Origin of the sequence: Cellulomonas marina (assembly GCF_900111925.1) — a bacterium.
GTDB lineage: Bacteria > Actinomycetota > Actinomycetes > Actinomycetales > Cellulomonadaceae > Cellulomonas > Cellulomonas marina.
This window is the reverse complement of the sequence record NZ_FOKA01000009.1, coordinates 109629-134900: the sequence shown is the minus strand read 5'-3', so window position 1 is coordinate 134900 and position 25272 is coordinate 109629. Positions and strand designations below refer to the sequence as shown.

The following is a 25272-nucleotide window of genomic DNA, read 5'->3' as shown; positions in this document are numbered from 1 at the left end:
CGTCACCACGGTCGTGGTCACGAGCCTGGGGAGCGTAGCCGACCGGCCTGCGCGGGCGTCCCGGCGGCCGTCAGGCGCACGCGGCGCGCCCTCAGGTCGGCCTCGGCCAGCACCAGGTCGAGCGTCGCTCCCAGGTCGAGCGCGTCACCGTCCCCGTCCGCGACGACCGGTGCGCGGACGGCCGGGGCGGGGAGGACGGCCTGCCCGCGCCGGCCGTCGTCGTCCACGTCCACCACCACGCCGCGGAAGGTGCGCCCGACCTGCGGTGCCAGCACGGCCGCCTCGACGAGGTCCAGCACGCCCCGGTCGTACGCCGACGCGCGACGACCGGCGGCGGTCATGAGCGCCGGCAGGCCCGGCAGCGCCGCACGCACCCAGTCCGGCGGCCGCGCGCCCGCGCACGCCGCGAGGCAGGCCTCGGTGCCGTACCGGTCGACGAGCCGGCGCAGCGGCGCCGTGACGTGGGCGTACGGCGCGGCGATGGCCGCGTGCCGGGCGTCGTCCCCCGTCGGCGCGGCCGCGCCGTCGTCGCCGCCGAAGGCCGCGTAGGCCGCGCCGCGGAACAGCGACGTCGCCGCGTGCAGGAACGCGAGGTGCGCGGGCTGCGCCGCGTCCACCGCCCGCAGCGCCTCGCCGTAGGGCGCGCGCGCCGGCCACGGCACGCCGAGCGCCGCCGCGGTCCGGCGCAGCCGCGCGACGTCGCGGCCGTCGGCCGGCGGCAGGGTGCGCAGCACGCCCACGCCCGCGTCGAGCATGAGGTCGGCCGCCGCGGTGCCGGTCAGCAGGGAGATCTGGGCGTTCCAGCCCTCGACCGGGAGCGGGGCGCGGAAGCGGAGGTGCCAGGCCCCGTCGTCGCCGACGACGACCTCCTGCTCCGGCACGTCGAGGGAGACGCCACCGCGGGCGCGCTCCTGCTCCTGCCGCAGCATCCCCACGCGGCGCAGCGCGAGCAGCAGGTCGTCCGCGGTGCCCGCGTCGAGGGCGGCCTGCGCCTCGTCGTACGAGAGGCGCGCGCGGCTGCGCACGAGCACGGGCTCGACGAGCGCCTCCGTCAGCCCACCGTCGACGTCGAGATCGATGCTCCAGAGCACGGCCGGCCGGTCCTCGCCGGGCAGGAGGCTCGCGGCGCCCTCCGACAGCACCCGGGGGTGCAGCGGGACCCGGCCGTCGGGGCCGTAGGCGGTCAGCCCACGGGCGCGCGTCTCCTCGTCGAGCGCGGAGCCCGGGCGCACGAACGCCGGCAGGTCCGCGATGGCGTAGTGGACGCGCCAGCCGTGCGCGCGCGGCTCCACGTGGACGGCCTGGTCCAGGTCGCGGGAGCCGACCGGGTCGATCGTCACCAGGGGCAGGTCCGTGCGGTCCCGCCGCCGCGCGCGCCGCCCGGGCACCGGCCGCAGGCGGTCCCGTGCCGCGCCCTCGGCCTGCGCGAGCGCCTCGGCGCTGAATCCCGCGGTGCCGGTCGGCTCGGGCAGGCCCACCTCGGCGCGGAGCGCGCCCAACGCCGCCAGGAGCTCGTGACCGGCCGCCGTGGCCAGCCGGACGCGGGACGTCGGCACCCGACCGAGACTAGGGGTGGGCGCGCCCGTCGGCCCGGCGACGAACGCTCATGTCCACGACCGGCCAGTCGCATCCACGACCGGCCGATTGCGTCCACGGCCGGCCAGGACCGGTTCCGCCGCCCCGACGGCTCAGGCGAAGGCTGCCCGCAGCGGCGCCTCCCACACGGCACGGGCCTCGGCCAGCGGCACCGTGAACAGCCCCTGCACCTCGACCGCCGGCACGTGCTCGTGGTCCCCGTCGCCCGCGCCCACCGGCGTGCCCGCACCCGCCGAGCACGTCTCGGCCGTCTCGCCGAGCCGCAGGGCCGGCACGCCGCGCGAACCGCACAGGTCGGTGAAGCGCACCTCCTCGGTGCGCGGGACGGCGACGAGGACCCGGGCCGTCGACTCGGAGAACAGCGCGACGAACGGGTCGACCCCGTCGCGCGCGCACAGCCCCGCGAGGTCGACCTGCACGCCCACGCCGTACCGCAGCGAGGACTCGACGAGCGCCTGCGCGAGCCCGCCCTGCGACAGGTCGTGCGCCGCGTCCACGAGGCCGTCGCGCGCCGCGTGGGCCAGCACCTGCGCGAGCCGCCGCTCCGCGGGCAGGTCCACGCGCGGCGGCACCCCACCGAGCTGCCCGTGCACGACGTCGGCCCACGCGGAGCCGTCGAGCTCGTCGCGCGTGGTGCCCAGCAGGTAGACGGCCTGCCCGGGGGCCGTCCAGCCCGAGCGCACGGCCTCGGCGACGTCGTCGATCACCCCGAGGACGCCGACGACGGGCGTCGGGTGGATCGCGGAGTCGATGCGACCCGGCTCGCCGGTCCCGTTGTAGAGGGAGACGTTGCCGCCCGTGACCGGCACCTCGAGCTCGGCGCAGGCGTCGGCCAGGCCGCGGATGGCCTCGACGAGCTGCCACATCGTGTCGGGGTGCTCGGGACTGCCGAAGTTGAGGCAGTCCGTGACCGCGAGGGGTCGCGCGCCGGAGGTCGCGACGTTGCGGTAGGCCTCCGCGAGCGCGAGCTGGGCGCCCGTGTACGGGTCGAGCTTGGCGTAGCGCCCGTTGGCGTCGGTGGCCAGCGCGACGCCGAGCCCCGTCGTCTCGTCGACGCGGACCACGCCGGCGTCGTCGGGCATCGCCAGCGCGGTGTTGCCCTGGACGAAGCGGTCGTACTGGTCGGTGACCCAGGCCGGCGAGGCGAGGTTGGGCGACCCGAGCAGGCGCAGGACCGTGGCCCGCAGCTCGTCGGGCGACGAGGGACGGGCGTAGCGGGCGGCGCCCTCCGGGCCGGAGACCGTGTCCGCGACGAGGGCGTCCTGCCAGGCGGGTCGCGCGTAGGGGCGGTCGTAGACCGGACCCTCGTGCGCGACCGAGCGCGGGTCGACGTCGACGATCCGCTGGCCGTGGTGGTCGATGGTGAGGCGGCCCGTGCCGGTGACCTCGCCGATGACGGCCGTCTCCACGTCCCACTTCCGGGTGATCGCCAGGAACGCGTCGAGCTGGTCCGGCCGGACCACGGCCATCATGCGCTCCTGCGACTCCGACATGAGGATCTCGCCGGCCGTCAGCGTGGGGTCGCGCAGCAGGACCTTCTCGAGGTCGACGTGCATGCCGCCGTCGCCGTTGCTCGCGAGCTCGCTCGTCGCGCAGGAGATGCCGGCCGCACCGAGGTCCTGGATGCCCTCGACGACCCCGGCCGCGAACAGCTCGAGGCAGCACTCGATGAGGACCTTCTCCATGAAGGGGTCGCCGACCTGCACCGACGGGCGCTTGGAGGGCTTGGTGTCGTCGAAGGTCTCGGAGGCGAGGATCGAGGCGCCGCCGATGCCGTCGCCGCCCGTGCGCGCGCCGAAGAGGACGACCTGGTTGCCCGCGCCGGAGGCGTTGGCCAGGTGGATGTCCTCGTGCCGCAGCACGCCCAGGCACAGCGCGTTGACCAGCGGATTGCCCTGGTAGCAGGGGTCGAAGACGAGCTCGCCGCCGATGTTGGGCAGGCCGAGGGAGTTGCCGTAGCCGCCCACTCCCGAGACGACGCCGTGCACGACGCGGGCCGTGTCGGGGTGGTCGACGGCCCCGAACCGGAGCTGGTCCATGACGGCGACGGGCCGCGCGCCCATGGAGATGATGTCGCGGACGATCCCGCCGACGCCCGTGGCCGCGCCCTGGTACGGCTCGACGTACGAGGGGTGGTTGTGGCTCTCGACCTTGAACGTCACCGCCCAGCCGTCGCCGATGTCGACGACGCCGGCGTTCTCCCCGATGCCGACGAGCAGGTGCTCGCGCATGGCGTCCGTCGTCTTCTCGCCGAACTGCCGCAGGTGGTTCTTCGAGGACTTGTAGGAGCAGTGCTCGGACCACATGACGGAGTACATCGCCAGCTCGGCGGCCGTCGGGCGGCGGCCCAGCAGGTCGCGGATGCGCGCGTACTCGTCGTCCTTGAGGCCGAGCTCGGCGTACGGCTGCGCGAGGTCCGGCGTGGCGGCGGCCGCCTCGACCGTGTCGGCGGGGTGGACGGGGCGGGCGGGGACGGGTCCGGGCACGGGGGCAGCCTACCGACGGGCGGGTGACGGCCCCGCGGCGCGTCCGTCCCTGTGGACGACGACGACGTCGCCCGCGCACGTGTCGGACCCCTCCGCCACACTCGTGCCCGCCGGAGCTGTCGTCGATGGAGAGGCCCGTCATGCGCGTGCGACCCCTGCTCGTCACCCTCGTCCTGGCCCTGGTGGCCACGGTCCCGACCGGCGCGGCCGCCGCGCCGCCGGAGACGTTCCCCCAGCGCGTCGCCCTGCCGCTCGGCTTCCAGCCGGAGGGCATCGACGCCGGCCCCGGCACGACCTTCTACGTCGGCTCCCTCGCGGACGGGTCGCTCTACCGCGGCGACCTGCGCACGGGTGAGGGCGCGGTGCTCGTCGAGGGCGCGGGGGCTCCCGCGGTGGGCGTGCTGTACGAGGCAGGCCGCGACCGGCTGTGGATGGCGGGCGGCGCCAGCGGCGAGGTCCGTGCGTACGACGCCTCGTCGGGCGAGCTCCTGGCCCTCTACTCCTTCCCGGGAGCGGGCTTCCTCAACGACGTCGCCATCACCGACGGCACGGTCTACGTCACGGACTCGGTGGTCCCGCAGCTCGCGGTCGTGCCGCTGGGCGCGGGCGGAGCCCTGCCCGACGAGGGAGCCGCCACGACGCTGCCCCTGACCGGGGACCTCGTCTACGTCGACGGCTTCAACGCCAACGGCATCGTGGCCACGCCGGAGGGCCGGCTGGTCGTCGTGCAGTCCGCCACGGGCCTGCTGTTCTCGGTCGACCCGACCACCGGCGCCGCCACGACCGTGGACCTCGGCGGCGCGACGGTCGTCAACGGCGACGGCCTGGAGCTGCGCGGGCGCACGCTGTACGTCGTGCAGAACCAGCTCGACCAGGTCGCGCCGGTGCGGCTGTCGGCCGACCTGCGCACCGGGACAGTCGGTCCGGTGCTCACCGACCCCGACTTCCGCGTGCCCACGACCATCGCCTTCGCCGCCGGACGGCTGTGGGCGGTCAACGCCCGTTTCGGCACGCCGCCCGGGCCGGACGTCGACTACGACGTCGTCCAGGTGGCGCTGCGCTGACGTGCGGGGCTGACGTGTGGGACCTCGTCGTCGTCGGGGCGGGCCCGGCGGGGGCCGCCGCCGCGCTGGGCGCTCTGCGTGCCCGCCCCGGCGCGCGCGTGCTGCTGCTCGACCGTGCGGACTTCCCGCGCGACAAGGCGTGCGGCGACGGCATCGCCCCGCACGCGCTGGACGTCCTCGCCGACCTCGGGGTCACCGGCCTGCTCGACGACCGGCACACCGTGACACACCTGCGGCTGGAGGCGGGCGACGCGGTCGTCGACCGCGAGATGGCCCGCCCGGCGTGGGTGGTGCCGCGGCGCGTGCTCGACACCCGTCTCGTCGCCGCGGCCGTCGACGCCGGGGCGGTCCTGCGCCGCCACCGCGTGCGCGCCGTCCGCACGACCCCGGGGAGCGTGGTGCTCGACGAGACCGTCCGCGCGCGGGTCGTCGTCGGGGCGGACGGGGTGCACTCGGCGATCCGGTCAGCGCTGGCGCCGCCGGGGCACCATCGGCGCGCGCTCGCCGTCCGCGCCTACGCCCCGACGCCGCCGGGCCAGGAGGGCCGCCAAATCATCCGGTTCGTCCCGGGCCGTTCGCTGTCCTACGCCTGGGCCTTCGACCGTGGCGACGGCCTGAGCAACGTCGGCTACGGCGAGCTGCTGGCCTCCGGCCGGCGCGGCGCACCCGTGCCGGCCCCGGGGCGCGCGCAGCTCGTCGCCCGCGCCGCCGACCTCCTCCCGGGCAGGACCGACGACGCCTGCGACTGGCGGGGCGCCCACCTCCCCCTCATGCCGGCACGGCTGCGCCACCCGTCGTCGGGCCGCGTGCTGCTGGCCGGCGACGCCGCCGCCCTCGTCAACCCCGTCAGCGGTGAGGGCATCGCCTACGCGCTGATGAGCGGCGCCGCCGCGGGCCGCGCCGCCGCGACGTCCCCGCACGCCCCGGCGCGCCCGTACCGCCGCGAGCTCCGTCGCCTCCTGGCCGCGCACGCCCGTGACACCGCCGCAGCCGCGCGTCTCGTCGCCGCCCCACCGCTCCTGCGCGCCGCTGTCCGCGCCGCCGCCCGCGACCAGCACGTCTTCGACGACCTCGTCGAGCTGGCCCTGGCAGAAGGCCGCCTGACGCGACGCACCCTCACGGCGATCGTGCGCGCCGTCCTGCCAGGACCGGCGGGATGAGACGTCGGCGGTGGCCGCGCGCCGCCGGACCGCTCCTCGGAGTCGTCGCGCTCCTGACGGCCTTCGACCTGCTCCGTGGGGAGCCGCTGACGGCAGCCCTCCTCAGCGCGGTGGCCGTCGCCCTGGTCATGGTCGTCTACGCCACGGTGATGCGACGGCTGGGGCGCCGGGAGGCGGTCCACCACCGCGACGTCGACGGGTACGTCGCCGCCTGGGTCAGGACGCCCGACGGCAGCCACTCGCGCCTCACGACGACCTGGCAGAGCGCGGAGCTCCGCCGGCAGCGGGGCTCGGTCCGCATCTCCCCGCTGGGCGGGCCGTCGGCGCTGCCCTTCACCGTGAGCGCCCGGTCGATCACACCCGACACGTCCCCCGTGCCGCTGTCGATCCGTCTCGTCACGACCCGGCCGCGGGCCCTGCTCCTCGCCGACGACGACGGGCTCGTGGCGGTCGGCCTCGAGGCCGAGCACGTGCCGTGGCTGCAGGACGGGCTCGCCGACATGCCGCACGACGAGGACGGCCGCTGACCTGGCACCAAGGCCGCTCCCGACGACACCATGGGTGGCGCCGGACACCGTCGCGAGGAGCACCGCCGATGACGAAGTACCTGATCTCGTTCCCGAGCGGAGAGATGGACATCCCCGACGGCGAGTTCCAAGCGGTCGTCGACGCCTCGCACGCGGTGGTCCGCGAGGCGAAGGAGGCCGGCGTCTGGGTCTTCGGCGGTGGCATCGACGAGAGCATCCCGCCCGTGATGGTCGCTGCCGACGGCACCGTCACGCCGGGGACCTACCCGCAGACGCAGCGCCTCGAGGGCGGCTACACCGTCCTCGAGCTGCCGTCCTACGACGCGGCGCTGAAGTGGGCCGCGAAGATCGCCGCCTCCTGCCGCTGCGCGCAGGAGGTCCGCGCCTTCCAGCACGACCCGGAGAGTTAGCTCGCGACGCCCGGCACCTCGTCGACCTGCGCGCCGTTCGTCCCATCCGTCCCGGTCGGTGCTCCGAACCAGGGCCGGCAGCACCTGCTGCGCACCCCCGCCGGCCGACGACGGCCGGCACGACCCGGAGGTTCGCCATGCGCCCGACCGTCCCCGCCCTGTCCCTCGCCGGTGCCCTGCTCGTCGGGGTCCTGGCTGCCGGCCCCGCCCAGGCCGCGCACGAGGGGATCGAGGTGACCGGCCTGACACAGAACGGCCGGCTCGTCACGTTCCTGGCCGGATCGCCCGAGCACGTCACGAGCACGGTCAAGGTGACCGGCCTGAAGGGCGAGCTGCTCGGCATCGACTACCGCCCCGCCACGGGCGGGCTCGTCGGGGTCGTGCGCGGCGACGACGGTGCCGGCCGCCTCGTCGTCATCGACGACAGCACGGGTGCGGTCCCCTCGTCCACCCCGCTGCTCGGCCTGGACGGCACGCAGGTCCTGCTGGCCGGCGGGGCCTTCGGGGTCGACCTCAACCCGGCCGCTGACGCGCTGCGCGTCGTGAGCGATGCCGACCAGAACCTGCGCATCCTGCTGTCCGACCGCGCCGCGGGTGCCACCGGGACCACGTTCGTCGACGGTGCCCTCACCCCGGGCGGGCGCCAGGTCGTCGGGGCGGCCTACACGAACAGCGACACCGACGCGGCCACCGGCACCAGGCTCTACGACATCTCGGCCGCCGACGACGCCCTGCTGCTGCAGGACCCGCCGAACGCGGGCGGCCTCGTGCCGGTCGGCGACGGGCTCGGGCTCCCCGTGGGCGCGGAGGTCGGCTTCGACATCGCCACGCGCGGCACGTCGAACACCGCGCTGGTCTCCGTCGTCGACCGCGGCCGCGCGACCCTGTCCGTCGTGGACCTGACGACCGGCGCGGTGGTCCCGGGCTCCACGGGCACGATCGGGACGCGCCCGGCCGTCGTCGACATCGCGGTGCCCACGACGCGCTGACACCGCAGGACACGTGAGGACGGGGAGCCGACGACGACCGGCCCCCGTCCCCGCGTCGGCGAGGACGACGCACTGCCAGGAGCGGTGTGCACGAGCGGCACACCGCTCCGCACAGGGGGACCACCGCCCGTCGGCGGCCGTTCCTGGGTCCGCCGGCATGGGACTCACTGCGCAGGAACATGACGACATCGACCGCGCCAACGCCTCCGGGCGGCCGTGCATCGTGCTGGTGCGCGGGCTGTGGCTGCTCTCGAGCAGCTGGGACCGGTGGCGCGCCGTCTACGAGGCCGCCGGGTACGCGACCATCGCGCCCGGGTGGCCCGACGACCCGGCCACCGTCGAGGAGGCGCGCGCCCACCCCGAGGTCTTCACGGACAAGATGGTCGGCGAGGTCACCGACCACTACGTCGAGGCGGTCGCGGCCCTGTCGGGACGCCCCGCGCTGGTCGGGCACTCCTTCGGCGGTCTCGTCGTGCAGAAGCTCGCGGCGCAGGGCGTCAGCGCTGCCACGGTGGCGATAGTCCCGGCCCCGTTCCGCGGGGTGCTCCCGGTGCCGGTCTCCTCGCTGCGCTCCAGCGCCGCGGTCGTAGGCAACCCGGCGAACCTGCACCGGGCGGTCACCCTCACCTTCGAGCAGTACCGGTACGGCTGGGCCAACGCCCTGGAGGAGGACGAGGCCCGCGCGCTCTACGACGAGTTCCACGTCGCCGCCGCCGGCGTCCCGATCTTCCAGGCCGTGGCGGCGAACCTGAACCCCTTCAGCGAGACGAAGCTGGACGTCGCGGCGCCCGACCGGGGCCCGCTGCTGATCGTGTCCGGGGAGAAGGACCACACCATCCCGCACGCGGTCGCCCACGCCGCGTTCGTCCGGCAGCGTCGCAACCCGTCGCCGACGGAGTTCGTCGAGCTCGCCGGGCGGGGGCACTCGCTGACGATCGACCACGGCTGGCGGGAGGTCGCCGACACCGCCCTGCAGTTCGTCCGGACCCACCTGGTCGCTGGCGCCGGCGTCGCCGCGGAGGCCTGAGCCGTGGCCGGCACCGCCGTCCGGGGTCCTGCACCCGACTGGACCGCCGCCCGCTCGGCGACGCTGCACTGCCTGCTCGGCTGCACGATCGGCGAGGTGACCGGCATGGCGATCGGGCAGGGCGCCGGCTGGTCGCCGGTCGCGACGATCGCCCTGTCCGTGGCGCTGGCGTTCGTGGCCGGCATCGCGCTGGCCACAGTGCGGATCGCACGCCTGGGACTGCCCTGGCGACGAGCCGTCCGCGTGGCCGCGGCGGCGGAGGTGGTCTCGATCAGCGTGATGGAGCTCGTCGACAACCTGGTCCTCGCGGTCCTCCCGGGCGGCCTCACGGCGGGACCGACCACGGCCCTGTTCTGGGGTGCCATGGCCGTGGCCCTGGCCGTCGCGTTCGTCGTCACCCTGCCCGTCAACGCCCTGCTCATCGCGCGGGGTCGCGGCCACGCGCTGGTGCCGCACGCCGGGGGGCACCACACCTGACCCCGACGGGACAGGGCAGCAGGGCCGCAGCCGGCGCCGCTGCGGCCCTGCTCGGCGCCTCACCGCCGGGCTCGGAGCTCCCGCCACTGCCGCGGCGACATGCCGTACTCCTGGCGGAAGACCCGGCTGAAGTGGGAGGCGTCGACGAACCCCCACCGACGGGCCACCGCGGCGATGGTCGTCCGGCCCTCCGCTCCCGCCGTCGCGGCGAGGTCCCGCCGGCACGCCTCGAGGCGGGCCGACCGGATCCACTTCCCGAGGCTGACGTCGGCGGCCGCCAGCACCCCGTACAGGTGCCGCACCGAGATGTGGTGTTCGGCCGCGATGCCGGCCGGGCCGAGGTCCGGGTCGCCCAGGTGCCGCCGCACGTGCTCCAGGATCCGCGCCGCCAGGGTCGGCTCCAGCGCGTCCCTGGTCCGCCGGTCCTCCCCGGCGCCGGCCAGCAGGGCCGCGCGCACCAGCTCGACCGTCGGCTGGGCCAGCGAGTCCGCGACCGCCAGGTCGCGCAGCTCGGGGCTGACCGCCACCCGTGGCAGGTACGAGGCGACCAGCCCGGCCAGGGGCTCCGAGGCGTCGAACGTGCGCGCCGACACCTTCCGGACGACCGCGTCCGGGAGCGCGAGGTCCCGCAGCGGGAACCGGAAGAAGTGCGCCTGCACGCCCTGTCGAACAGCAGCGAGTAGGGCGAGGTCGTCGTGTACACCGCGAACTGCCCCGGCTCCAGGACCGCGTGGCGGCCGTGCTGGACCATCAGCGAGCCCCGCCCGCCCTGCAGCGTCAGGAAGAGCGCGGGCTCCTCGTCCTCGCGTGCCGCGCGCGCCGTCCGTGTCACCGTCGTCGGCATCGCGGCGACCGAGCACAGCTGGACCCGCCCCAGGTCCGTCAGCGAGAGCTCGGCGCGGACCTGCTCGGGGCGCTGCGGGAGGTCCAGCTCCACGCGCACGACCGCCCGGCGGACCGTCTCGCGCAGCGCCTCCGCGCGCACGTCGGCCTCCACGTGCGACGCGCTCCAGTTGACCGTCATGTCGACACCTCCACGGGCAGCCAACGCCTCATGGTCCCGACGGTGGGTGCGCTCCCACGAGGGCGCCGACGTCGACCCGTGCACGACGAGCACACCGGTTCGCACACCGAGCACATCCGCCCCCCGGGGACTCCCCGTAGACTCCTCGGACGGGCAGCAGCCGCACGCAGCCGTCGTGCTCAGCGACATCGCGGCGCTGCCCTGGCTCCGGGACGTGTCCGCCTTCCACTGGGCCTACGGCTCGGAGCCGCTGCGGCACGGCTTCACGGGCACGTCGCCCCAGCTCCTGCTGTACGGCCTCGCCCTCGTGGCCTACGTCCTAGGTGCCCTCGGCTTCGACCGGCGCGACATCGGCACCTGACGCCGGCCCGATGCGGCGGCGGTCCTCTTGGCTCGGTCTGGCTCGCCTGTCCGGCACGTCGGCGGCCGCTGGCGAGGGGTAGCTCACGCAGTGCGCTGCGACGCCCGTCACGGTAGGAAGACGACGACCAGCACGGTGTCGTGCCGGCTCGTCGAGGGAAGGGCACGAACGATGTCCGGTACGGCCGGGGGCAGCCTGTCCCCCACGGTGGGACTCATCGGTGTGATGGTCGTCGTGGTGATCGCCGCCGTGCTGTACGCCCGGAGGAACCGGCGATGACCGGTCTGGTGATCGCGACCGTGCTCATCGGCGCGGTGCTGGCGGTGATGGCGGTCGGCATGTGGCGGTTCCGCGCCGAGGTGGAGCAGGACGACCGCCGCGCGGCGGCGAAGGACCCCACCTCCTACCAGAACCACGCACGCTGGAAGGACATGCCGGCGAGCTCGCGTCTGGCGTTGGTGCTCACCGTCGTGCTCGCCCTGCCCGGCTTCGCGGTGCGCGCCGTCGACGACCCGCCCTGGTGGCTCTTCGCCCTGATCGGGGCCGCGGTGGTGTCCATGGTCTCGTTCGTCCTGCTGGAGCGCCGGCGCGCCCGGCGTCAGGGACTCAGCTGGCCGCGGTGATCGGCGCACGCCTCCGCCCGAGGACGGGGCGTCGGCGGGTCGAGGTCATCACCTTCGTCGTGTCCGTCGCACTGCTGAGCGGCATGGGGACGGGCCTGCGATCCCTGTTCGGCGAGCCGCCGCTCGACGCCTTCCTCAGCTCGGCGATCGGCGCGCTCGGCATCCTCGGCGGCCTGGCGCTCGGCGGTCTCGCCCGGCGACGGCTGCAGCGCCGCCGCGTCCGTCGTGGTCACGCCGAGGTCGTGGTCCGCGACCGCGGCCGCGCGCACCGGGGCCTGCATCCGCGGTGGCAGACGCTCACCGCTCGACCCGGACCCGGTCGGCTGGGGCTGACGGAGGCCGGGTTCGGGGTGCTCGCCGGCGGGCCCCTCGACCTGCCCGTCCTCGCAGCCCGGAGGACCGGCCGGTGGACCGGCCCGCGGGACTGGACGGTCTGGCCGAATCTGGCGGTGCTCGAGCTCACCACACCTACGGGGGCGGTCGAGCTCGGCATCCACGATGAGCACGTCGCCTGGTTGCTCGCGCAGCTCGGGCTCGCGGAGGACGTGTCGGACGGCGGTGCCAGGGTGCGTCCATGACGACGCGCGCCCGCTCCCCCTTCCCGCCCGACCGCGTGCCGAACCCCGGTTCGGCCGACATCGTGGAGAAGGCGCAGCGGCTGCTCAACGCCCTGCCGGTGCCGCCGGGCGTGCACCACGACGTGCTGCAGCCCGTGCCGGTGCTGGCGCGGCTGCGGTGGGAGCGGGACCCGGAGGAGACCGTGCGGACGGTCGCGGTGGAGTGGACGACGAGCCGGGTGCGCGTCCGGCTGGCCGACGCCCGTCGGCACACGGGGGCGGCCTGGCTCCCGGCCACCGACGTCCGCCGGGCGCCGGTGGCGGCGCGATGAGTCGCGGTTGGGGCGTCAGACCGCGCGGAGAGCCAGGAGGAACTGACCGCCGCCGGGCGTGACCTCGGCGGTGACCGGCAGGTCCGGGGCCAGGCGTGAGACGCGGTCGACCAGCCAGGCGGCGGCCTCGTCGGCGTCCGAGCGCGACGGGCAGCGGGCGACGACCTCGCGGCCGCCCGTGCGGCCCAGCCGCTCGACGATCTCGACGATGGGCGCCGGATCGACGACGAACAGGTCCGCGCCCCACGGCACGACCGGGCGGACCGCGCCCTTGCGGGTGTTGCAGGCGCGGTGGGCCAGCCGCTCGACGGCCGGGGCCGCCTTCTTCCCCTTCTTGGCCTTGCCCCCGCCGGCGGCCGGCAGCCCGCCGCTGTCGACGCTCGGGCCGAGGTCGGCGTTGACGGAGGCGTCGGGGTCCACCGGCTCGTCGCAGAGCCAGCAGCGCCAGCCGTCGCGCGCTCCGACCTCGTCGAGGGTGCTCACGCCGGGCCGTCTGCGGTGATGCCCTCGGCGCCGTGCTCCGGCACGAGGTGCTCGACGCGCACCGCGCTCACCAGCGTGCGCACCTCGTCGAGGAACGCGGCGACCTCCGCGCGGGCCTCGTGGGCGGCGTGCGCCGCCCGGTCGCGGTAGACCTCGTAGAACAGGCGCGAGAGCGGCGCGTCGTCGACCCGGTGGGTCGTGTAGACCAGCGTGCCGGGCTCCTGCGCGTGGATGTCGGGGACGATCTCGGCGACGAGGGCGTCGAAGCGCGCGGCGGCGGCCTCGTCGGGCAGGTCGAAGCGGACGACGATGGCGAACATGCGTCGCACCTTACGGGGCCACGGGCGCCGGCCGGTCGGCGTCCGCGGCGCGCATGCCGAGGGCGACGCCCGCGGCGACGACGAGCACGCCCGCCCACACCGGCGGTGCCGGGACCGGACCGCCCAGCGCGATGCCGGTGGCGGCCGCCGCGACCGGGGCGACGCCGGTCAGGAGGCCGGCCCGCGCCGACCCGAGGGCACGCACGCAGGAGTACCAGAGCACGAACGCGACGGCGGTGACGGCCACCGCCAGGAACGCCACCGCGAGCAGGTCGTCGACCGCCAGCCGCGTCACCGCGCCGGGACCCTCCCCGCGGCCGCCGAGCCCCAGGACCGCGGCCAGCGCGAAGCCCGCGGTCGCCATCCAGGTCGTGTGCACCGAGACGCCCCACGGCCCGTGCCGCCGCAGCACGGGGACGGCCAGCAGGGTGAACCCGACCTCGCACAGCAGCACGACGACCGCCCACAGCAGACCCGTCAGGTCGCTGCGCCCGAACCCCTGCACCAGCGCCGCGCCCGCGGTGACCAGCAGCGCCGCGACCACCACGGCCCGCCGCGGCCGGCGCCCCTCCTGCAGCGGCCCCGCGATCGCCAGGACCAGCGGCACCCCCGCCACCGCCACCCCGAACACCGCCGGCTCGGCGTGCTCGGCCCCGCGCACGAGCGCCACGTTGAACAGCAGCAGCCCTGCGCCGGCGACCCCGGCCAGCCACGCCCACTCCGCCCCGCGCGGCCGGTGCAGCGCGTGCCCGCCGGCCCGCGCGACGAGGACCAGCAGCACGCACGCCACGAGGTAGCGCAGCGCCTGCGCCGTCGCGAGCGGCGCGTCCGTCAGCACCCCGGAGACCGCCGCGCTGCCGCCCACGAACACCATCGCCGTCGCCCCCACCGCCACCGCTCGTCGCACGTCTCGTGATCCTGCCCCGACCGTTCCCGACGAGGGTGACGCGTCCAGATCGGACGCGGGCACGGCTCAGGACCCGTCGGCCTCCAGCGGCAGCGACGGCGCGAGCCGCCGCAGGGACGTGAACGTCGGCACCAGCGCGTCGTACAGCCCGGTGAACACCGGCAGCAGTGACCGGTACACGGCGGCGGCCGCCGGACGCGGCCGCACGGTCGTCGTCACCTCCACCATGTCCGCCACGACGTCGATGCTCTCCACGAGCCCGATCGCCTCCATGCCCAGCAGCGCGGCCCCGAAGCCGGAGCCCTCCTGCCCCTCGGCGAGCTGCACGTCCATGCCGAACGCGTCGGCCAGGGTCTGCCGCCACAGGCCGCTGCGCATGACCCCGCCGGTGGCGCGCACCTCCGACACCTCGAAGCCGGCGGCCCGCATGGCGTCCAGCACGGTCGCGAGCTGCAGGCACACGCCCTCGACGGCCGCGCGGACCAGGTGCTCGCGCCCGTGGGACCGCGTCAGCCCGACGAAGACACCCTTGGGCAGCGAGCTCCAGTGCGGCGCCCGCTCGCTCAGCAGGTACGGCAGCATGAGCAGACCGCCGGCCCCGACCGGGACCCCCTCGGCCAGCGCGAGCAGCTCCGTCTCGTCGTCGGCGTCGGGCGCGAGGGTGTCCCGGGCCCAGCCCATGACGACGCCGCCGTTGTTGATCGCCCCGCCGACGACCCAGCGCGTCGGCGTGAGCGCGTAGCAGAACACCCCGCCCAGCGGGTCGACGGCCGGGCGGTCGACGACGACCCGCAGCGCCCCGCTCGTCCCCAGCGAGCACGCCGCGACCCCGGGACGCACGGCCCCGACGCCGAGGTTCGCCAGCGGCCCGTCGGCCGCCCCGACGACGACGCGCGTGTCCGCCGGCAGCCCCGTCGCCGCCGCCCCCGCCTCCGTCAGCCCCGTCAGCACGTGCGTCGTCGGGACGATCTCCGGGAGCTGCTCCGCGGTGATCCCCGCGAGCGCCAGCGCCTCGGCGTCCCATGCGAGCGTCGCCATCTCCATGAGACCGGTCGCGCTGGCGATGGAGTGGTCGACGACGAGCGCCCCGCACAGCCGCAGCAGCACGTACTCCTTGATGCCCACCCAGAAGCCGACGCGCTCGCACAGCTTCGGCTCCTGCTCGTGGAACCAGACGATCTTCGGCAGCGGGGACATCGGGTGCAGAGGGGTCCCCGTCCGGCGGTGCAGGGCGAGCCCGCCCGGCGCCGACCGCAGCCGCTCGGCCTGGGCCGCGGCGCGGGTGTCGCCCCAGGTGACCACCTCGGTGAGGGGCTCGAGCGTCGGGGACAGCCCCAGCACGCTGTGCATCGCGGAGCTGAAGGACAGCGCGGCCACCCGCTCGGCACCGACCTCCATGACCACGTCCCGCAGCGCCGCGTGCACGGCCGCGAGGATGAGGTCGGGGTCCTGCACCGCGTGGCCGGGGTGCGGCTCCTCCAACGGGTAGCCGTGGGACGCGCTCGCGACGAGGGTGCCGGCGGTGTCGAACGCGACGACCTTCGTGCTCGTCGTGCCGAGGTCGACGCCGAGGACGAGGTCCGCGGCGCCCGCCCCACCGCTCACGCGGCCGCCCCCGCGGCCGGGTCCCCGCCCCACAGGTCGACGAGCACCTTGCCGCTGACCGTGGAGTCGGCGGCGGTGCGGAACGCGACCACGGCGTCGTCGGCGGGCAGCACGTGCGTCACGACGGACCCGATGCCGGGCTCGGCGGCCAGGAGGCGCACGGCCTCGTCGACCTCGTCGAGGAAGCGGAAGGAGCCGCGGACCGTCGCCTCCTTGGAGATGAACGGCGCGAGGTTCACCGGCCGGGGCTCGTTCGGCACCATGCCGACCTGCACGACGGTCCCGCGCCGGCGCACCGCCGCGAGCGCGGTGCTGACCGCCGCCGGCACGCCGGAGCACTCGAGCACGAGGTCGAACGCGCCCGCCGGCACCTCGTCGACGCCCACCTGCAGCGTCGACGCCGCGCCCACCGCCCGTGCCCGCTCCAGGGGCCCGGTCAGCACGTCGGTGGCGACGACCTCCGCCGCGCCCCGCGCCAGCGCCGCCGCGACGGCCAGCAGCCCGATCGGCCCGGAGCCGGAGACGAGCACCCGCGCCCCCTCGACGACCGGTGTCCCGTCGAGCGCGAGGCCCGCCATCGCCACGCCGTGCAGCGCGACCGCGAGGGGCTCGGCCAGCGCCGCGCGCCGCAGCGGCAGGTCCGCCGGCAGCACCCGCACCTGGTCCCGCCGCACGACGAGGAGCTCGCTCATGCCGCCCTGCGTGTGCGGGGTCGTCGACGCGCTGCCGAGGTACGCACCGCCCGGCCACAGGTGCGGCGCGTCCTCGACCCCCGGCTGCGACGTGCCGAACGTGGCCGGGTGCAGCGTCACGGGCGTGCCCGGTGCCAGCTCCCCCGCCGGGTCGGTCTCGACCACCCCGACGACCTCGTGCCCGGGCACCAGCGGCTCCCGCACGACGAACTCGCCGTTGGCGCCGTGCGCCCAGTAGTGCAGGTCCGAGCCGCAGATGCCGCCGTACGCCATCCGGAGCCGGACCTGGCCCTCGCCCGCCTCGGGCGTGGGCACCTCCTCGACCCGCAGGTCGTCCTTGCCGTGGATCACCAGGGCGCGCACGGCGCCACCTCCTCGTCGAGCGGTACCGGGAGAGCGGGGCCGGGCCGGGGGCACCGGCCCGGCGGGTCACACGACCGCGGACATCCCGCCGTCGACCGACAGGTTCTGCCCCGAGACGAAGCTCGAGGCGTCGGAGCTCAGGAACAGCAGCGCGCCGACGAGCTCCTCGACGCGCCCCCACCGCTGCGCCGGCGTGCGCTGCTTCACCCAGCCGTCGAAGGTCGGGTCCTGCCACAGCGCCGCGTTCATGTCCGTGGCGAAGTAGCCGGGCGAGATCGCGTTGACCTGGATCCCGAACCGCGCGAGGTCGGCCGCCATGCCCTGCGTCAGCGAGGCGAGCCCGCCCTTGCTGGCCGAGTAGGGCGCGATGGTCTGCCGCGCGAGCCGCGACTGCACCGACGCGATGTTGACGATCTTGCCCGAGCCGCGCGCGACCATCCCCGGCGCGACCTGCCGTGAGACGTAGAACGCGCTCGACAGGTTCGAGGAGATGACGGTGTCCCAGTCCTCGACGGCGAACTCCTGGATCGGCGCCCGCCGCTGCACGCCCGCGTTGTTGACCAGCACGTCGGGCACGCCGTGCTGCTCGACGAGGGCCCCCACGGCGTCGGCCACCGCGGCGGCGTGGGTCACGTCGAAGGTGACCGACGCCGGCCGGGTGCCGGTGCGCGCCTCGAGGTCGTCGGCGACGGCCTCCAGCGCCGCGGTGTCGCGGCCGTGCAGGACCACGCGCGCCCCGGCCTCCGCCAGTCCGGTGGCCATCGTCCGGCCGAGGCCGCGCGACGACCCGGTGACGAGCGCGAGCCGCCCGGTGACGTCGAACAGGCCGCCCACGGCCGTGCTGCCCGCGGCCATCAGACCGCGCTCGCCCCGACGAAGATCACCGAGATGATCGCGAAGGCCAGCACGGACTCGATGGTCTGCTGCACGGTCCACGTCTTCAGGGTGGTCTTGACGTCCATGCCCATGAGGCGCCCCACGAGCCAGAAGCCCGAGTCGTTGACGTGGCTGGCGAAGACCGAGCCGGCCGCCGTGGCGAGCGTGATGCAGGCGACCTGGAGCGCGTTGTAGTCCCCGGCGGTGACGGCCGGGGCCATGAGGCCGGCCGCCGTGACCAGGGCGACCGTGGCCGAGCCCTGCGCGAGCCGCAGGATGACGGAGATGACGTAGGCCGCGACGATGACGGGCAGGCCGATGGAGGCCAGCGAGTCGGACAGCGCGTCGCCGATGCCCGACGTGCGCAGGACGCCGCCGAACATGCCGCCGGCGCCGGTGATGAGGATGACCGAGCAGACCGGGCCGAGCGAGGAGTCGAGGACCTTCTCCAGCGCGGTGCCCTCGACGCCGCGCCGCGAGCCGAGGACGACCATCGCGACGAGCACGGAGATGAGCAGCGCGATGGAGGACGTGCCGAGCAGCGTCAGGACGCGGACCCAGCCGGCCTCCTCGTCGACGGCGCCCGCCGCGGCGGCCGCGTCGAGCCCGGTGTTCATGAAGATGAGGACGAGCGGCAGGGCCATGACGGCGATGACCGTGCCGAACCGCGGCGGGTTCGTCGGCTGGTCGTCGTCGACGGCGCCGAAGAAGCCCGGGACCGGCAGGACGTACTTGGTGCCGACCCGCTTGCCCCAGATGTAGCCGGAGACGTACCATACGGGGAACGCCAGGATGATCCCGACGATGAGCACGACACCCAGGTTGGCGCCGTAGAGCTCGGTCGCTGCGACGGGACCGGGGTGCGGCGGCAGGAACACGTGCATGACCGAGAAGGCGGCCGCGGCGGGGATGCCGTAGGCGAGCACGTTGTTGCCGCCCAGGCGCCGCGCCACCGCGAAGATGATCGGCAGCATGACGACGAGCCCGGCGTCGAAGAAGATCGGGAAGCCCATGATGAGCGAGGCGAGGCCGAGCGCGAACGACGCCCGCTTCTCCCCGAACCGGGCCACGAGCGCCTCGGCCAACACCCGGGCGCCGCCGGAGTGCTCGACGAGCTTGCCGAGCATCGCGCCCAGCCCGATGAGCAGCGCGACCGTCCCCAGCGTGGAGCCGAAGCCCCCGACGAGGGTGTTCACGATCTCGCCGATCGGGATGCCGGTGGCCAGCGCCGTCAGCAGCGAGACCACGATGAGCGTGAGGAACGCGTGCAGCTTGAAGCGGATGACGAGCACGAGGATCAGCGCGATCGCCGCGGCGGCGATGCCGAGCAGCGGTCCCGCGCCCAGTGTCTGGGTCCAGTCGTCCATGGGGATCTCCGTCGATCGAGGGGGTCGTGTCCTGCGCCGGGGATCCGGCCTGCGTGCCGGGCGGCGTCGCCCGGCGCGCCACCGTCGCAGAAAAGTACGACTATTAGCAACCCTGCTGGTGGACTCCTGCGTTGGAGACCCCGTCCCGACCCTGGCCCTCCCGCCTAGACTCCGCCACCGGCCGGTGCCGCCCACGACCGGCGGCAGCCGCACCAGACCGAGGGGGACGCATGCGCGGAGGCCTGCACCTCGGCGTCCTGGACCGCTTCGGCCAGGAGATCGCGGGCGGCCGACGGCCCGCCGGCACGGTCCTCACCCTGGCCGGCCTCGAGGCCGAGCTCGGGGTGTCCCGCACGGTGGTGCGGGAGGTGGTCCGCGTCCTCGAGGCGGTCGGGATGGTCGAGGCGCGGCAGCGCGTCGGCGTCCGCGTCCTGCCCGAGGACCGCTGGAACGCGCTGGACCCGCAGGTCATCCAGTGGCGGCTGGCCGGACCGGGCCGGCACCGGCAGCTCGTCGCCCTGACGGAGCTGCGCATGGCCGTGGAGCCGACGGCCGCCCGCCTCGCCGCCCGGCACGCGAGCACCGCCGACCGCGCCCGGCTGGCCGAGCTGGCGGCCGGGCTGCGCCTCATGGGCGAGGAGGGCGAGGGCCGCAGCGAGGCGTACCTCGCCGCCGACGTGGCCTTCCACGTCCTGCTCCTGCAGGCCGGCGGCAACGAGATGCTCGCGGCGCTCACCGGCCCGGTCGCGGAGGTGCTGGCGGGCCGCGCGACGCTCGGCCTCATGCCCGCGCTGCCCGTCGCGGACGCGCTCGACCACCACGAGGCCACGGCGGCCGCCGTCCTGGCCGGCGACGAGGACGCCGCCGAGCGGCACGCCCGCGCGGTGGTGCAGGAGGTCTGGGACGCGGTCGTCGCGGCCGGCGGCGGGCAGCGCCCCCCGCGCCCCTGAGCCCATCCGCCACTGCCGACGCCACTGCCGACGCCACCGCCGGCGCCCGGGCGGGGCCGCGGTCGCCTACCGTTCACGGGTGATCCCCATCGCGGACGACAACTCCCGCCGCCGCACGACGCCGTGGGTCACCTACCTCCTGCTCGTCACCAACGTCGCCGTCTTCGTCTCCACGGCCCTGTCGACGCCCTTCGAGCAGGCCCTGACGTTCGCGCGGTACGCCGCCGTGCCGGCCCTCGTCACGAGCGACCCGACGACGTGGCCGACGCTGCTGACCTGCACCTTCCTGCACGCCTCGTGGCTGCACCTCGGCGGCAACATGCTGTACCTGTGGGTGTTCGGCGACAACGTCGAGGACGCCCTGGGCCACGTCCGGTACCTGAGCTTCTACCTGCTGGCCGGCGTCGCCGGCAGCGTCGCGCAGGTGCTCGTCGACCCCTCGGGCACGGTGCCGCTCGTCGGTGCCAGCGGGGCCATCGCCGGTGTCCTGGCCGCCTACGTCGTGCTGTTCCCGCGCGGGATGGTGCGCACGATCGTCGTCATCGTGCCGCCGCTGTTCGTGTGGCCCGTGCTGCCGGCGTGGCTGCTCATCGGCGTGTGGTTCCTCCTGCAGTTCTGGTCCGGGCTCACGTCGCTCACCGGCCTCGCCGGGGGCGGCGTCGCCTACTTCGCCCACGTCGGCGGGTTCGTCGCGGGGCTGGTGCTGGCGCGGGCGCTGGCCCGTCCGGAGCGCGTGCGGCGCGGCGTCGACCGCCGGGTCCGGCTCGTGGACCCCTACGAGGCGCGGCGGCTCGAGCGCCGGCGCGGAACCCGGTGGTGACGCCCTCGCGGGCGCCGGTCGCGCTGGTGGCGGCCGCGCTGCTCCTCGTCGGGGGCGCCGCCGCGTGCACGGCGGGGACGGACGGCCCGACGAGCACCGGGACGACGAGCACCGGCACGGGCCCGGCGGCCTCCGCCGGCCCGACGAACGGCACGACCGGCGGCCCGAGCGGTGACCTGAGCGGTGGCCCGAGCGCGCACGCGGCCCCGGCCGACGCCGCCGACGTGCGCGCCCGGGGCACCGCCCTCACCGCGGGCGACGTGACGCTGGCGGTCCTGCCCGCGCCCGGCACGACGCTCGTCGTCGAGGCGGGCCCGGACGGCTCGGCGCTGGCCCGGCTCACCCCCGGGGCGACGGCGGCCCGGTCCCCCGTCGCCTGGCTGGCCGCTCCGCCGGACCGCTCGCTCGTCGCGGAGGACGACGGGACGGTGGTCGTCACCGATGCGGCGGGCGGGTTCGTCGCGGGCGTCGCCGCGCCGGGGACGGCCCCGGCCGCCGACGGGACGACGTCCGTCCCCGGGCCCCGCGGGGCGGGCGTCGTCCCCGGTCCCGACGGCACCCTCGCGGTCATGCTCCCCGCGAGCCCCACCTCGACCGCCGGCACGACTCCGGCCGAGCTGCCGCTGTGGCTCGCCGCGACCACCGTCCTCGACGCGCGGTGGGGCGACCGCGAGGGCGGGCGGTCCCTGGCCGTGACCCCCTCGGCCTGGGCGCGCGTGGGCGGGGCCGCCGCGGCGGAGGGCGTGTGGGCGCAGCTCGTCGCCCGCGAGCCGGAGGCCGGGACGACGTCGATGCACGACCAGCTCTGGTGCCACCAGCTCGGCGCGCCGACGAAGGCGACCTGGAACCTCGAGCCGTGGCGGCCCGAGGTCGACACGCTCGAGCTGCTGGCCGCCGGCTGCAACCCGGTCGAGCAGGGCGAGGGCTGACGTGCCGCGCCTCCACGCCCTGGAGCTCCTGCCCGACGGGGCCGGCGACGCCGCGGTCCGCGCCGACTGGCAGGCCCTGCGCGACGCGGACCTGCCGTCCCAGCTCGACCACACCGGCGCGACGAACGCCCCGCACGTCACCCTGCTGCCCGCCCCCGCGCTCGACGAGCCGCTGCTGGCGCGGGCCGCGGCGCTGGTCGGGCCCCTCCTGCCGCTGGAGGTGCGCGCGGCGGGCCTCGTCGTGCTGGGCGGGGAGCGGGTGACCCTCGCGCGGCTCGTCGACGTGCCCGACGCGCTCACCGCGGCGGCGCTCGAGCTGCGGGCCGCGGCCCCCACCACGCCGCACCCCGGCTGGCTGGCGCACGTCACGCTGGCCCGGCGGCTGCCACGCGCCGACGTCGGGCGGGCGCTGGCGGTGCTGGGGCACGCCGACGTCGTCCTGCGGCTGGTGGCGCTGCGCCGGTGGGACCCGGAAGCCGGGACGGTGACCACCCTGGTCAGCGCTGACGGGACGCCGACGACGCCGTAGGGTCCCGTCATGGGCACGCGGTGGCTGGGCGAGGCGCAGCTGGCGGCCTGGCTGCCGCTCATCGCGGTGGTCGAGCGGCTCCCGACCGTGCTCGACGCCCAGCTGCGGCGCGACGCCGGGCTCACGCACTTCGAGTACATGGTCCTGGCGATGCTGTCCGAGGCCGACGGCGCGACGCTGCAGATGACGGACCTGGCCCGCCGCACCGACGCGACGCTGCCGCGGCTCTCGCACGTCGTCGCCCGCCTCGAGGCGCGGGGGGCGGTGACGCGCTCGACGAGCCCCACCGACCGCCGGGCCACGGTCGTGACCCTCACCGACGCCGGCGGGGACGTCGTGCGCGCCGCCGCCCCCGGGCACGTCGCGCAGGTGCGGCGCAGCGTCTTCGACGTGCTCGACGAGGAGCAGGTCGAGCAGCTCCGGGGCATCGCGAGCGCCGTCCTGGCCCGGCTGGAGGAGGACGGCCGGCAGCCGCGCCGCACCGTCGGCGGGTCCGTGCGTCAGGACGCTGAGCCACCCGCCGAGCCGCCCGCGAACCCGCCCGCGAACCCGCCCAGCAGCGCGACCGGCCCGGGCCGGCCCAGCAGGTAGCCCTGCGCGTCGTCGCACCCCTCCTCGGTGAAGAACGCGAGCTGCTCCTCGGTCTCGACGCCCTCGGCGATCGTCCGGACGCCCAGGTCGCGGGCCAGGCCGAGGATCGCCCGCACGACCGTGCGGGTCCGGCTCTCGTCGACGGACACCGCGAAGGACCGGTCGAGCTTGAGCACGTCCACGGGCATCCGCCGCAGCCACGTGAGGGCCGTGTTGCCGGCGCCGAAGTCGTCGAGCGCGATGGCGAACCCGCGCTCGCGCTTGCGCCGCAACCGGTCGCCGAGGCCCGGCACGTCGGTGCCGAGCACCTCCTCGGACAGCTCGAAGAACACGCCGTGCGGGTCGACGCCGTGCCAGGCGGCCAGCCCGGCGAGCTCGCGGTCCAGCTCCGCGACGGCGAGCTGCACGGCCGCGAGGTTGATGAACACGTCCGGCCCGTCGCCCGCGGCCTGCCACCGTGCCGCCTGGCCGAGGGCGGCGTCCACGGCCCACGACGACAGCGCCGGCATGAGCCCCACCTCCCCCGCGAGCGGCAGGAACTGCGCGGCCTCCACCACCCCGCGCCGCGGGTGGTTCCACCGCAGGAGCGCCTCGGCCGCCACCGTCCGCCGGTCGGCCAGCCGGACGATCGGCTGCCAGTACAGCTCGAGCTCCTCCTGCTCCAGCGCCTGGTGGAGCTGGCTGCCCAGGTCGAGGCGGTGCTGCACGCGGGCGCCCAGCTCGGCGGTGAACGGCTCGGCGCGGGCCCGGCCGCGGCGCTTGGCCTCGTGCAGCGCGGCGTCGGCCTGGGCCAGCAGCTCCTCGGCGCGGCGGCCGCCCGTGAGGCCCGCCGGCGCGTCGTCGCCGCCCGGGTCCTCGGGCTGGTGCGTGACCACGCCGATCGACACCGTCACGCGCGTGGCCACCGAGCCGACGCGGAACCGCCCCTCGGCCGCCGCGGCGACGCGGGCCGCGAGCCGGGTGCCGGCGTCGTCCTCGCCGGTCGCCTCCCCGTGCGCGTTCCCACACGCGTCCCTGAGCGTGCTGGCGGTGACGGGCAGCCCCTCGGCGACGACGACGAACTCGTCGCCCCCGAGCCGCGCCAGCGCGAGACCTGGCCGCAGCTGCGTGGCCAGGCGGGCGGCGAGCTCCACGAGCAGCAGGTCCCCGGCGGCGTGACCGAGGCTGTCGTTGACGACCCTGAAGTCGTCGACGTCGAGCACGGCGAGCGCGAACGACGTGCCGTCCCGCGCGCTGCGGGCCACCGCGTCGCGCAGCGCCCCGAGGAACCACCGGCGGTTGGGCAGGCCGGTGAGCGGGTCCTCGAGGGCGATCTGGTGGAGCTGGTCCTCGGCGGCGCGCTGCGCGGTGACGTCGCGCAGGTGCACGACGAGGCCCGCGACGGCCGGCTCGTCGAGCCAGTTGGCCGCCAGCAGGTGCAGCCAGCGCACCTCCCCCTCCGGCCCGGGGCCGCGCAGCACGCGCGCGTGCACCTCGGCGGTCCCGCCCGTGGGCTCCGCGGCCACGTCGCGCAGCAGCGCCTCGACCAGCCCGCGGTCCTCCGGCAGCGCGAGGGCGGGCAGGGCGACGCCGTCGAGCGCGTCGGCGCCGCGGCCGCTCACCCGCACGGCGGCCGGGCCGCTCCACGTCACGGTCCCCCCGGCGTCCGTGACGACGACGGCGTCGGCGGCGTTCTCGACGAGGGCGCGGAACCGCTGCTCGCTGCTGCGCCGGGCGGCCTCCGCCCGGCGCACGTCCGTCACGTCCCGCCACAGGACGACGACGAGGCCGCCGGCCGGGACGCGGACCGTCTCGGCGACCCGGGTCGCCGACGACCCCTCGTCGGGCGCCCCGGGCACGGCGGGAGGGCGCAGGCGGCCGTCGGCGTCCGCGACCAGCTCGACGTCCTCGCGCACCGTGCCCCCGGTGGTGAGCACCTCGCGGTTGACGGCCACCAGCCGGTCGGCGAACGCGGGCGGGTAGAGCTCGCGCAGCGTCCGGCCGAGGCTCGGGACCCCGGCCAGCCGGGCGGTCATGCCCGTGTCGGCCACCACGCGGAAGTCCGTGGGCGCGTCCGGCGGCCCGACGGGCCGCAGCACCGTGACGCCGTCACTACCCTGCGCGGCCAGCCCGGCGACGAGCGCCGCCAGGAGCGCCGGCTCGTCCGGGTCCCAGGCCGGCGGCCCGGAGTCTTCGGGGAGCGCGTCCACGTCGCCACTCTGCTGGTC

27 protein-coding genes and 1 pseudogene are annotated in these 25272 nt (G+C 76.2%); 16 read left to right on the top strand and 12 right to left on the bottom strand.

Going from position 1 to position 25272, the window contains the following annotated elements:
- Positions 1–17: 17 nt before the first annotated feature.
- Together BM048_RS11255 and purL are read right to left on the bottom strand one after the other, a co-directional pair.
- Positions 18–1556, bottom strand: a complete 1539-nt coding sequence (locus BM048_RS11255) for a ribonuclease catalytic domain-containing protein (RefSeq protein ID WP_090033161.1) — start codon at positions 1554–1556, stop codon at positions 18–20.
- Positions 1557–1688: 132 nt separating this feature from the next.
- On the bottom strand, positions 1689–4082 hold the full coding sequence (gene purL, locus BM048_RS11250) for a phosphoribosylformylglycinamidine synthase subunit PurL (protein ID WP_090033160.1): 2394 nt from the start codon (positions 4080–4082) through the stop codon (positions 1689–1691).
- 140 nt (positions 4083–4222) lie between these two features.
- Between purL and BM048_RS11245 the strand changes: the two genes are divergently transcribed.
- The 7 genes from BM048_RS11245 to BM048_RS11215 all read left to right on the top strand — a co-directional run bounded on the left by BM048_RS11245 (position 4223) and on the right by BM048_RS11215 (position 9736).
- Complete coding sequence (locus BM048_RS11245; RefSeq protein ID WP_090033247.1) at positions 4223–5146, top strand: NHL repeat-containing protein; 924 nt, start codon at positions 4223–4225, stop codon at positions 5144–5146.
- A gap of 14 nt (positions 5147–5160) precedes the next feature.
- A complete protein-coding gene (locus tag BM048_RS11240; protein WP_090033158.1) occupies positions 5161–6306 on the top strand; it encodes a geranylgeranyl reductase family protein in 1146 nt (381 codons plus the stop codon).
- Positions 6303–6833 (top strand): hypothetical protein, encoded by a 531-nt coding sequence (locus BM048_RS11235; protein ID WP_090033155.1) that lies wholly within the window; start codon positions 6303–6305, stop codon positions 6831–6833. Before BM048_RS11240 ends, BM048_RS11235 begins: the two co-directional genes overlap by 4 nt.
- Before the next feature lie 68 nt (positions 6834–6901).
- Positions 6902–7243, top strand: a complete 342-nt coding sequence (locus tag BM048_RS11230) for a YciI family protein (protein ID WP_090033154.1) — start codon at positions 6902–6904, stop codon at positions 7241–7243.
- Between the two features lie 137 nt (positions 7244–7380).
- Positions 7381–8232, top strand: coding sequence for a DUF4394 domain-containing protein (locus BM048_RS11225; protein WP_090033152.1), 852 nt, complete (start codon positions 7381–7383; stop codon positions 8230–8232).
- 157 nt (positions 8233–8389) lie between these two features.
- Positions 8390–9259 (top strand): alpha/beta hydrolase, encoded by an 870-nt coding sequence (locus BM048_RS11220; protein WP_090033151.1) that lies wholly within the window; start codon positions 8390–8392, stop codon positions 9257–9259.
- A 3-nt stretch (positions 9260–9262) separates the two neighbouring features.
- Positions 9263–9736 (top strand): DUF4396 domain-containing protein, encoded by a 474-nt coding sequence (locus tag BM048_RS11215; RefSeq protein WP_090033149.1) that lies wholly within the window; start codon positions 9263–9265, stop codon positions 9734–9736.
- 59 nt (positions 9737–9795) lie between these two features.
- Here the strand turns inward: BM048_RS11215 and BM048_RS11210 are convergent, their stop codons facing one another.
- Together BM048_RS11210 and BM048_RS19180 are read right to left on the bottom strand one after the other, a co-directional pair.
- On the bottom strand, positions 9796–10395 hold the full coding sequence (locus tag BM048_RS11210; RefSeq protein WP_090033147.1) for a helix-turn-helix domain-containing protein: 600 nt from the start codon (positions 10393–10395) through the stop codon (positions 9796–9798).
- A 50-nt stretch (positions 10396–10445) separates the two neighbouring features.
- A pseudogene (locus BM048_RS19180) lies at positions 10446–10760 on the bottom strand (hypothetical protein); the annotation flags it as partial.
- Positions 10761–10935: 175 nt separating this feature from the next.
- Between BM048_RS19180 and BM048_RS11200 the strand changes: the two are divergent.
- The 4 genes from BM048_RS11200 (at position 10936) to BM048_RS11185 (ending at position 12633) form a co-directional block, all read left to right on the top strand.
- Positions 10936–11121 carry a hypothetical protein gene (locus BM048_RS11200; protein ID WP_090033146.1) on the top strand — a complete coding sequence of 62 codons (186 nt, stop codon included), beginning with the start codon at positions 10936–10938 and terminating at the stop codon, positions 11119–11121.
- A 275-nt stretch (positions 11122–11396) separates the two neighbouring features.
- Positions 11397–11744, top strand: coding sequence for a hypothetical protein (locus tag BM048_RS11195; RefSeq protein WP_090033145.1), 348 nt, complete (start codon positions 11397–11399; stop codon positions 11742–11744).
- A complete protein-coding gene (locus tag BM048_RS11190) occupies positions 11741–12322 on the top strand; it encodes a hypothetical protein (protein WP_090033143.1) in 582 nt (193 codons plus the stop codon). Before BM048_RS11195 ends, BM048_RS11190 begins: the two co-directional genes overlap by 4 nt.
- A complete protein-coding gene (locus BM048_RS11185; RefSeq protein WP_090033142.1) occupies positions 12319–12633 on the top strand; it encodes a hypothetical protein in 315 nt (104 codons plus the stop codon). Before BM048_RS11190 ends, BM048_RS11185 begins: the two co-directional genes overlap by 4 nt.
- Positions 12634–12648: 15 nt before the next feature.
- On the opposite strand, the gene BM048_RS11180 is transcribed toward BM048_RS11185, so the two are convergent.
- The 7 genes from BM048_RS11180 to BM048_RS11150 form a co-directional block, all read right to left on the bottom strand.
- Positions 12649–13116 carry a hypothetical protein gene (locus tag BM048_RS11180; RefSeq protein ID WP_090033140.1) on the bottom strand — a complete coding sequence of 156 codons (468 nt, stop codon included), beginning with the start codon at positions 13114–13116 and terminating at the stop codon, positions 12649–12651.
- Positions 13113–13436 carry a putative quinol monooxygenase gene (locus BM048_RS11175; protein ID WP_090033138.1) on the bottom strand — a complete coding sequence of 108 codons (324 nt, stop codon included), beginning with the start codon at positions 13434–13436 and terminating at the stop codon, positions 13113–13115. The genes BM048_RS11180 and BM048_RS11175 overlap by 4 nt, the downstream gene beginning before the upstream one ends.
- Positions 13437–13446: 10 nt before the next feature.
- The gene (locus BM048_RS11170) at positions 13447–14343 is read right to left on the bottom strand and encodes a DMT family transporter (RefSeq protein WP_203708736.1); all 897 of its coding nucleotides are present in this window, start codon (positions 14341–14343) and stop codon (positions 13447–13449) included.
- Positions 14344–14409: 66 nt separating this feature from the next.
- Complete coding sequence (locus BM048_RS11165; RefSeq protein ID WP_090033244.1) at positions 14410–15948, bottom strand: gluconokinase; 1539 nt, start codon at positions 15946–15948, stop codon at positions 14410–14412.
- Positions 15945–17003 carry an L-idonate 5-dehydrogenase gene (locus BM048_RS11160; RefSeq protein WP_090033137.1) on the bottom strand — a complete coding sequence of 353 codons (1059 nt, stop codon included), beginning with the start codon at positions 17001–17003 and terminating at the stop codon, positions 15945–15947. Before BM048_RS11160 ends, BM048_RS11165 begins: the two co-directional genes overlap by 4 nt.
- Positions 17004–17069: 66 nt before the next feature.
- Positions 17070–17858 carry an SDR family oxidoreductase gene (locus BM048_RS11155; RefSeq protein ID WP_373308395.1) on the bottom strand — a complete coding sequence of 263 codons (789 nt, stop codon included), beginning with the start codon at positions 17856–17858 and terminating at the stop codon, positions 17070–17072.
- Complete coding sequence (locus BM048_RS11150) at positions 17858–19246, bottom strand: GntP family permease (protein ID WP_090033135.1); 1389 nt, start codon at positions 19244–19246, stop codon at positions 17858–17860. The genes BM048_RS11155 and BM048_RS11150 overlap by 1 nt, the downstream gene beginning before the upstream one ends.
- 230 nt (positions 19247–19476) lie before the next feature.
- Here BM048_RS11150 and BM048_RS11145 point away from each other — a divergent pair, with 230 nt between their 5' ends.
- From BM048_RS11145 to BM048_RS11125, 5 genes are all read left to right on the top strand, one after another.
- Positions 19477–20196 (top strand): FadR/GntR family transcriptional regulator, encoded by a 720-nt coding sequence (locus BM048_RS11145; protein WP_090033134.1) that lies wholly within the window; start codon positions 19477–19479, stop codon positions 20194–20196.
- 79 nt (positions 20197–20275) lie between these two features.
- The gene (locus BM048_RS11140) at positions 20276–21016 is read left to right on the top strand and encodes a rhomboid family intramembrane serine protease (protein ID WP_090033133.1); all 741 of its coding nucleotides are present in this window, start codon (positions 20276–20278) and stop codon (positions 21014–21016) included.
- Positions 21013–21945: a DUF2599 domain-containing protein gene (locus tag BM048_RS11135; protein WP_139224429.1), complete on the top strand. Its 933-nt coding sequence runs from the start codon at positions 21013–21015 to the stop codon at positions 21943–21945. The genes BM048_RS11140 and BM048_RS11135 overlap by 4 nt, the downstream gene beginning before the upstream one ends.
- A gap of 1 nt (position 21946) precedes the next feature.
- Entirely contained in the window at positions 21947–22474 is a 528-nt protein-coding gene (locus BM048_RS11130; RefSeq protein WP_090033129.1) for a 2'-5' RNA ligase family protein, read from the top strand.
- Between the two features lie 9 nt (positions 22475–22483).
- Positions 22484–23065 (top strand): MarR family winged helix-turn-helix transcriptional regulator, encoded by a 582-nt coding sequence (locus BM048_RS11125; protein WP_090033128.1) that lies wholly within the window; start codon positions 22484–22486, stop codon positions 23063–23065.
- Here BM048_RS11125 and BM048_RS11120 read toward each other — a convergent pair.
- Positions 22975–25254, bottom strand: coding sequence for a putative bifunctional diguanylate cyclase/phosphodiesterase (locus tag BM048_RS11120; RefSeq protein WP_090033126.1), 2280 nt, complete (start codon positions 25252–25254; stop codon positions 22975–22977). The genes BM048_RS11125 and BM048_RS11120 overlap by 91 nt on opposite strands.
- Positions 25255–25272 lie beyond the last annotated feature (18 nt).

Coding starts and splice junctions, on each gene's coding strand:
- BM048_RS11245 (WP_090033247.1), top strand. CDS start 4,223: ATGCGCGTGCGACCCCTGCTCGTCACCCTCGTCCTGGCCCTGGTGGCC.
- BM048_RS11235 (WP_090033155.1), top strand. CDS start 6,303: ATGAGACGTCGGCGGTGGCCGCGCGCCGCCGGACCGCTCCTCGGAGTC.
- BM048_RS11230 (WP_090033154.1), top strand. CDS start 6,902: ATGACGAAGTACCTGATCTCGTTCCCGAGCGGAGAGATGGACATCCCC.
- BM048_RS11225 (WP_090033152.1), top strand. CDS start 7,381: ATGCGCCCGACCGTCCCCGCCCTGTCCCTCGCCGGTGCCCTGCTCGTC.
- BM048_RS11220 (WP_090033151.1), top strand. CDS start 8,390: ATGGGACTCACTGCGCAGGAACATGACGACATCGACCGCGCCAACGCC.
- BM048_RS11195 (WP_090033145.1), top strand. CDS start 11,397: ATGACCGGTCTGGTGATCGCGACCGTGCTCATCGGCGCGGTGCTGGCG.
- BM048_RS11185 (WP_090033142.1), top strand. CDS start 12,319: ATGACGACGCGCGCCCGCTCCCCCTTCCCGCCCGACCGCGTGCCGAAC.
- BM048_RS11175 (WP_090033138.1), bottom strand. CDS start 13,436: ATGTTCGCCATCGTCGTCCGCTTCGACCTGCCCGACGAGGCCGCCGCC.
- BM048_RS11155 (WP_373308395.1), bottom strand. CDS start 17,858: ATGGCCGCGGGCAGCACGGCCGTGGGCGGCCTGTTCGACGTCACCGGG.
- BM048_RS11150 (WP_090033135.1), bottom strand. CDS start 19,246: ATGGACGACTGGACCCAGACACTGGGCGCGGGACCGCTGCTCGGCATC.
- BM048_RS11145 (WP_090033134.1), top strand. CDS start 19,477: ATGCGCGGAGGCCTGCACCTCGGCGTCCTGGACCGCTTCGGCCAGGAG.
- BM048_RS11125 (WP_090033128.1), top strand. CDS start 22,484: ATGGGCACGCGGTGGCTGGGCGAGGCGCAGCTGGCGGCCTGGCTGCCG.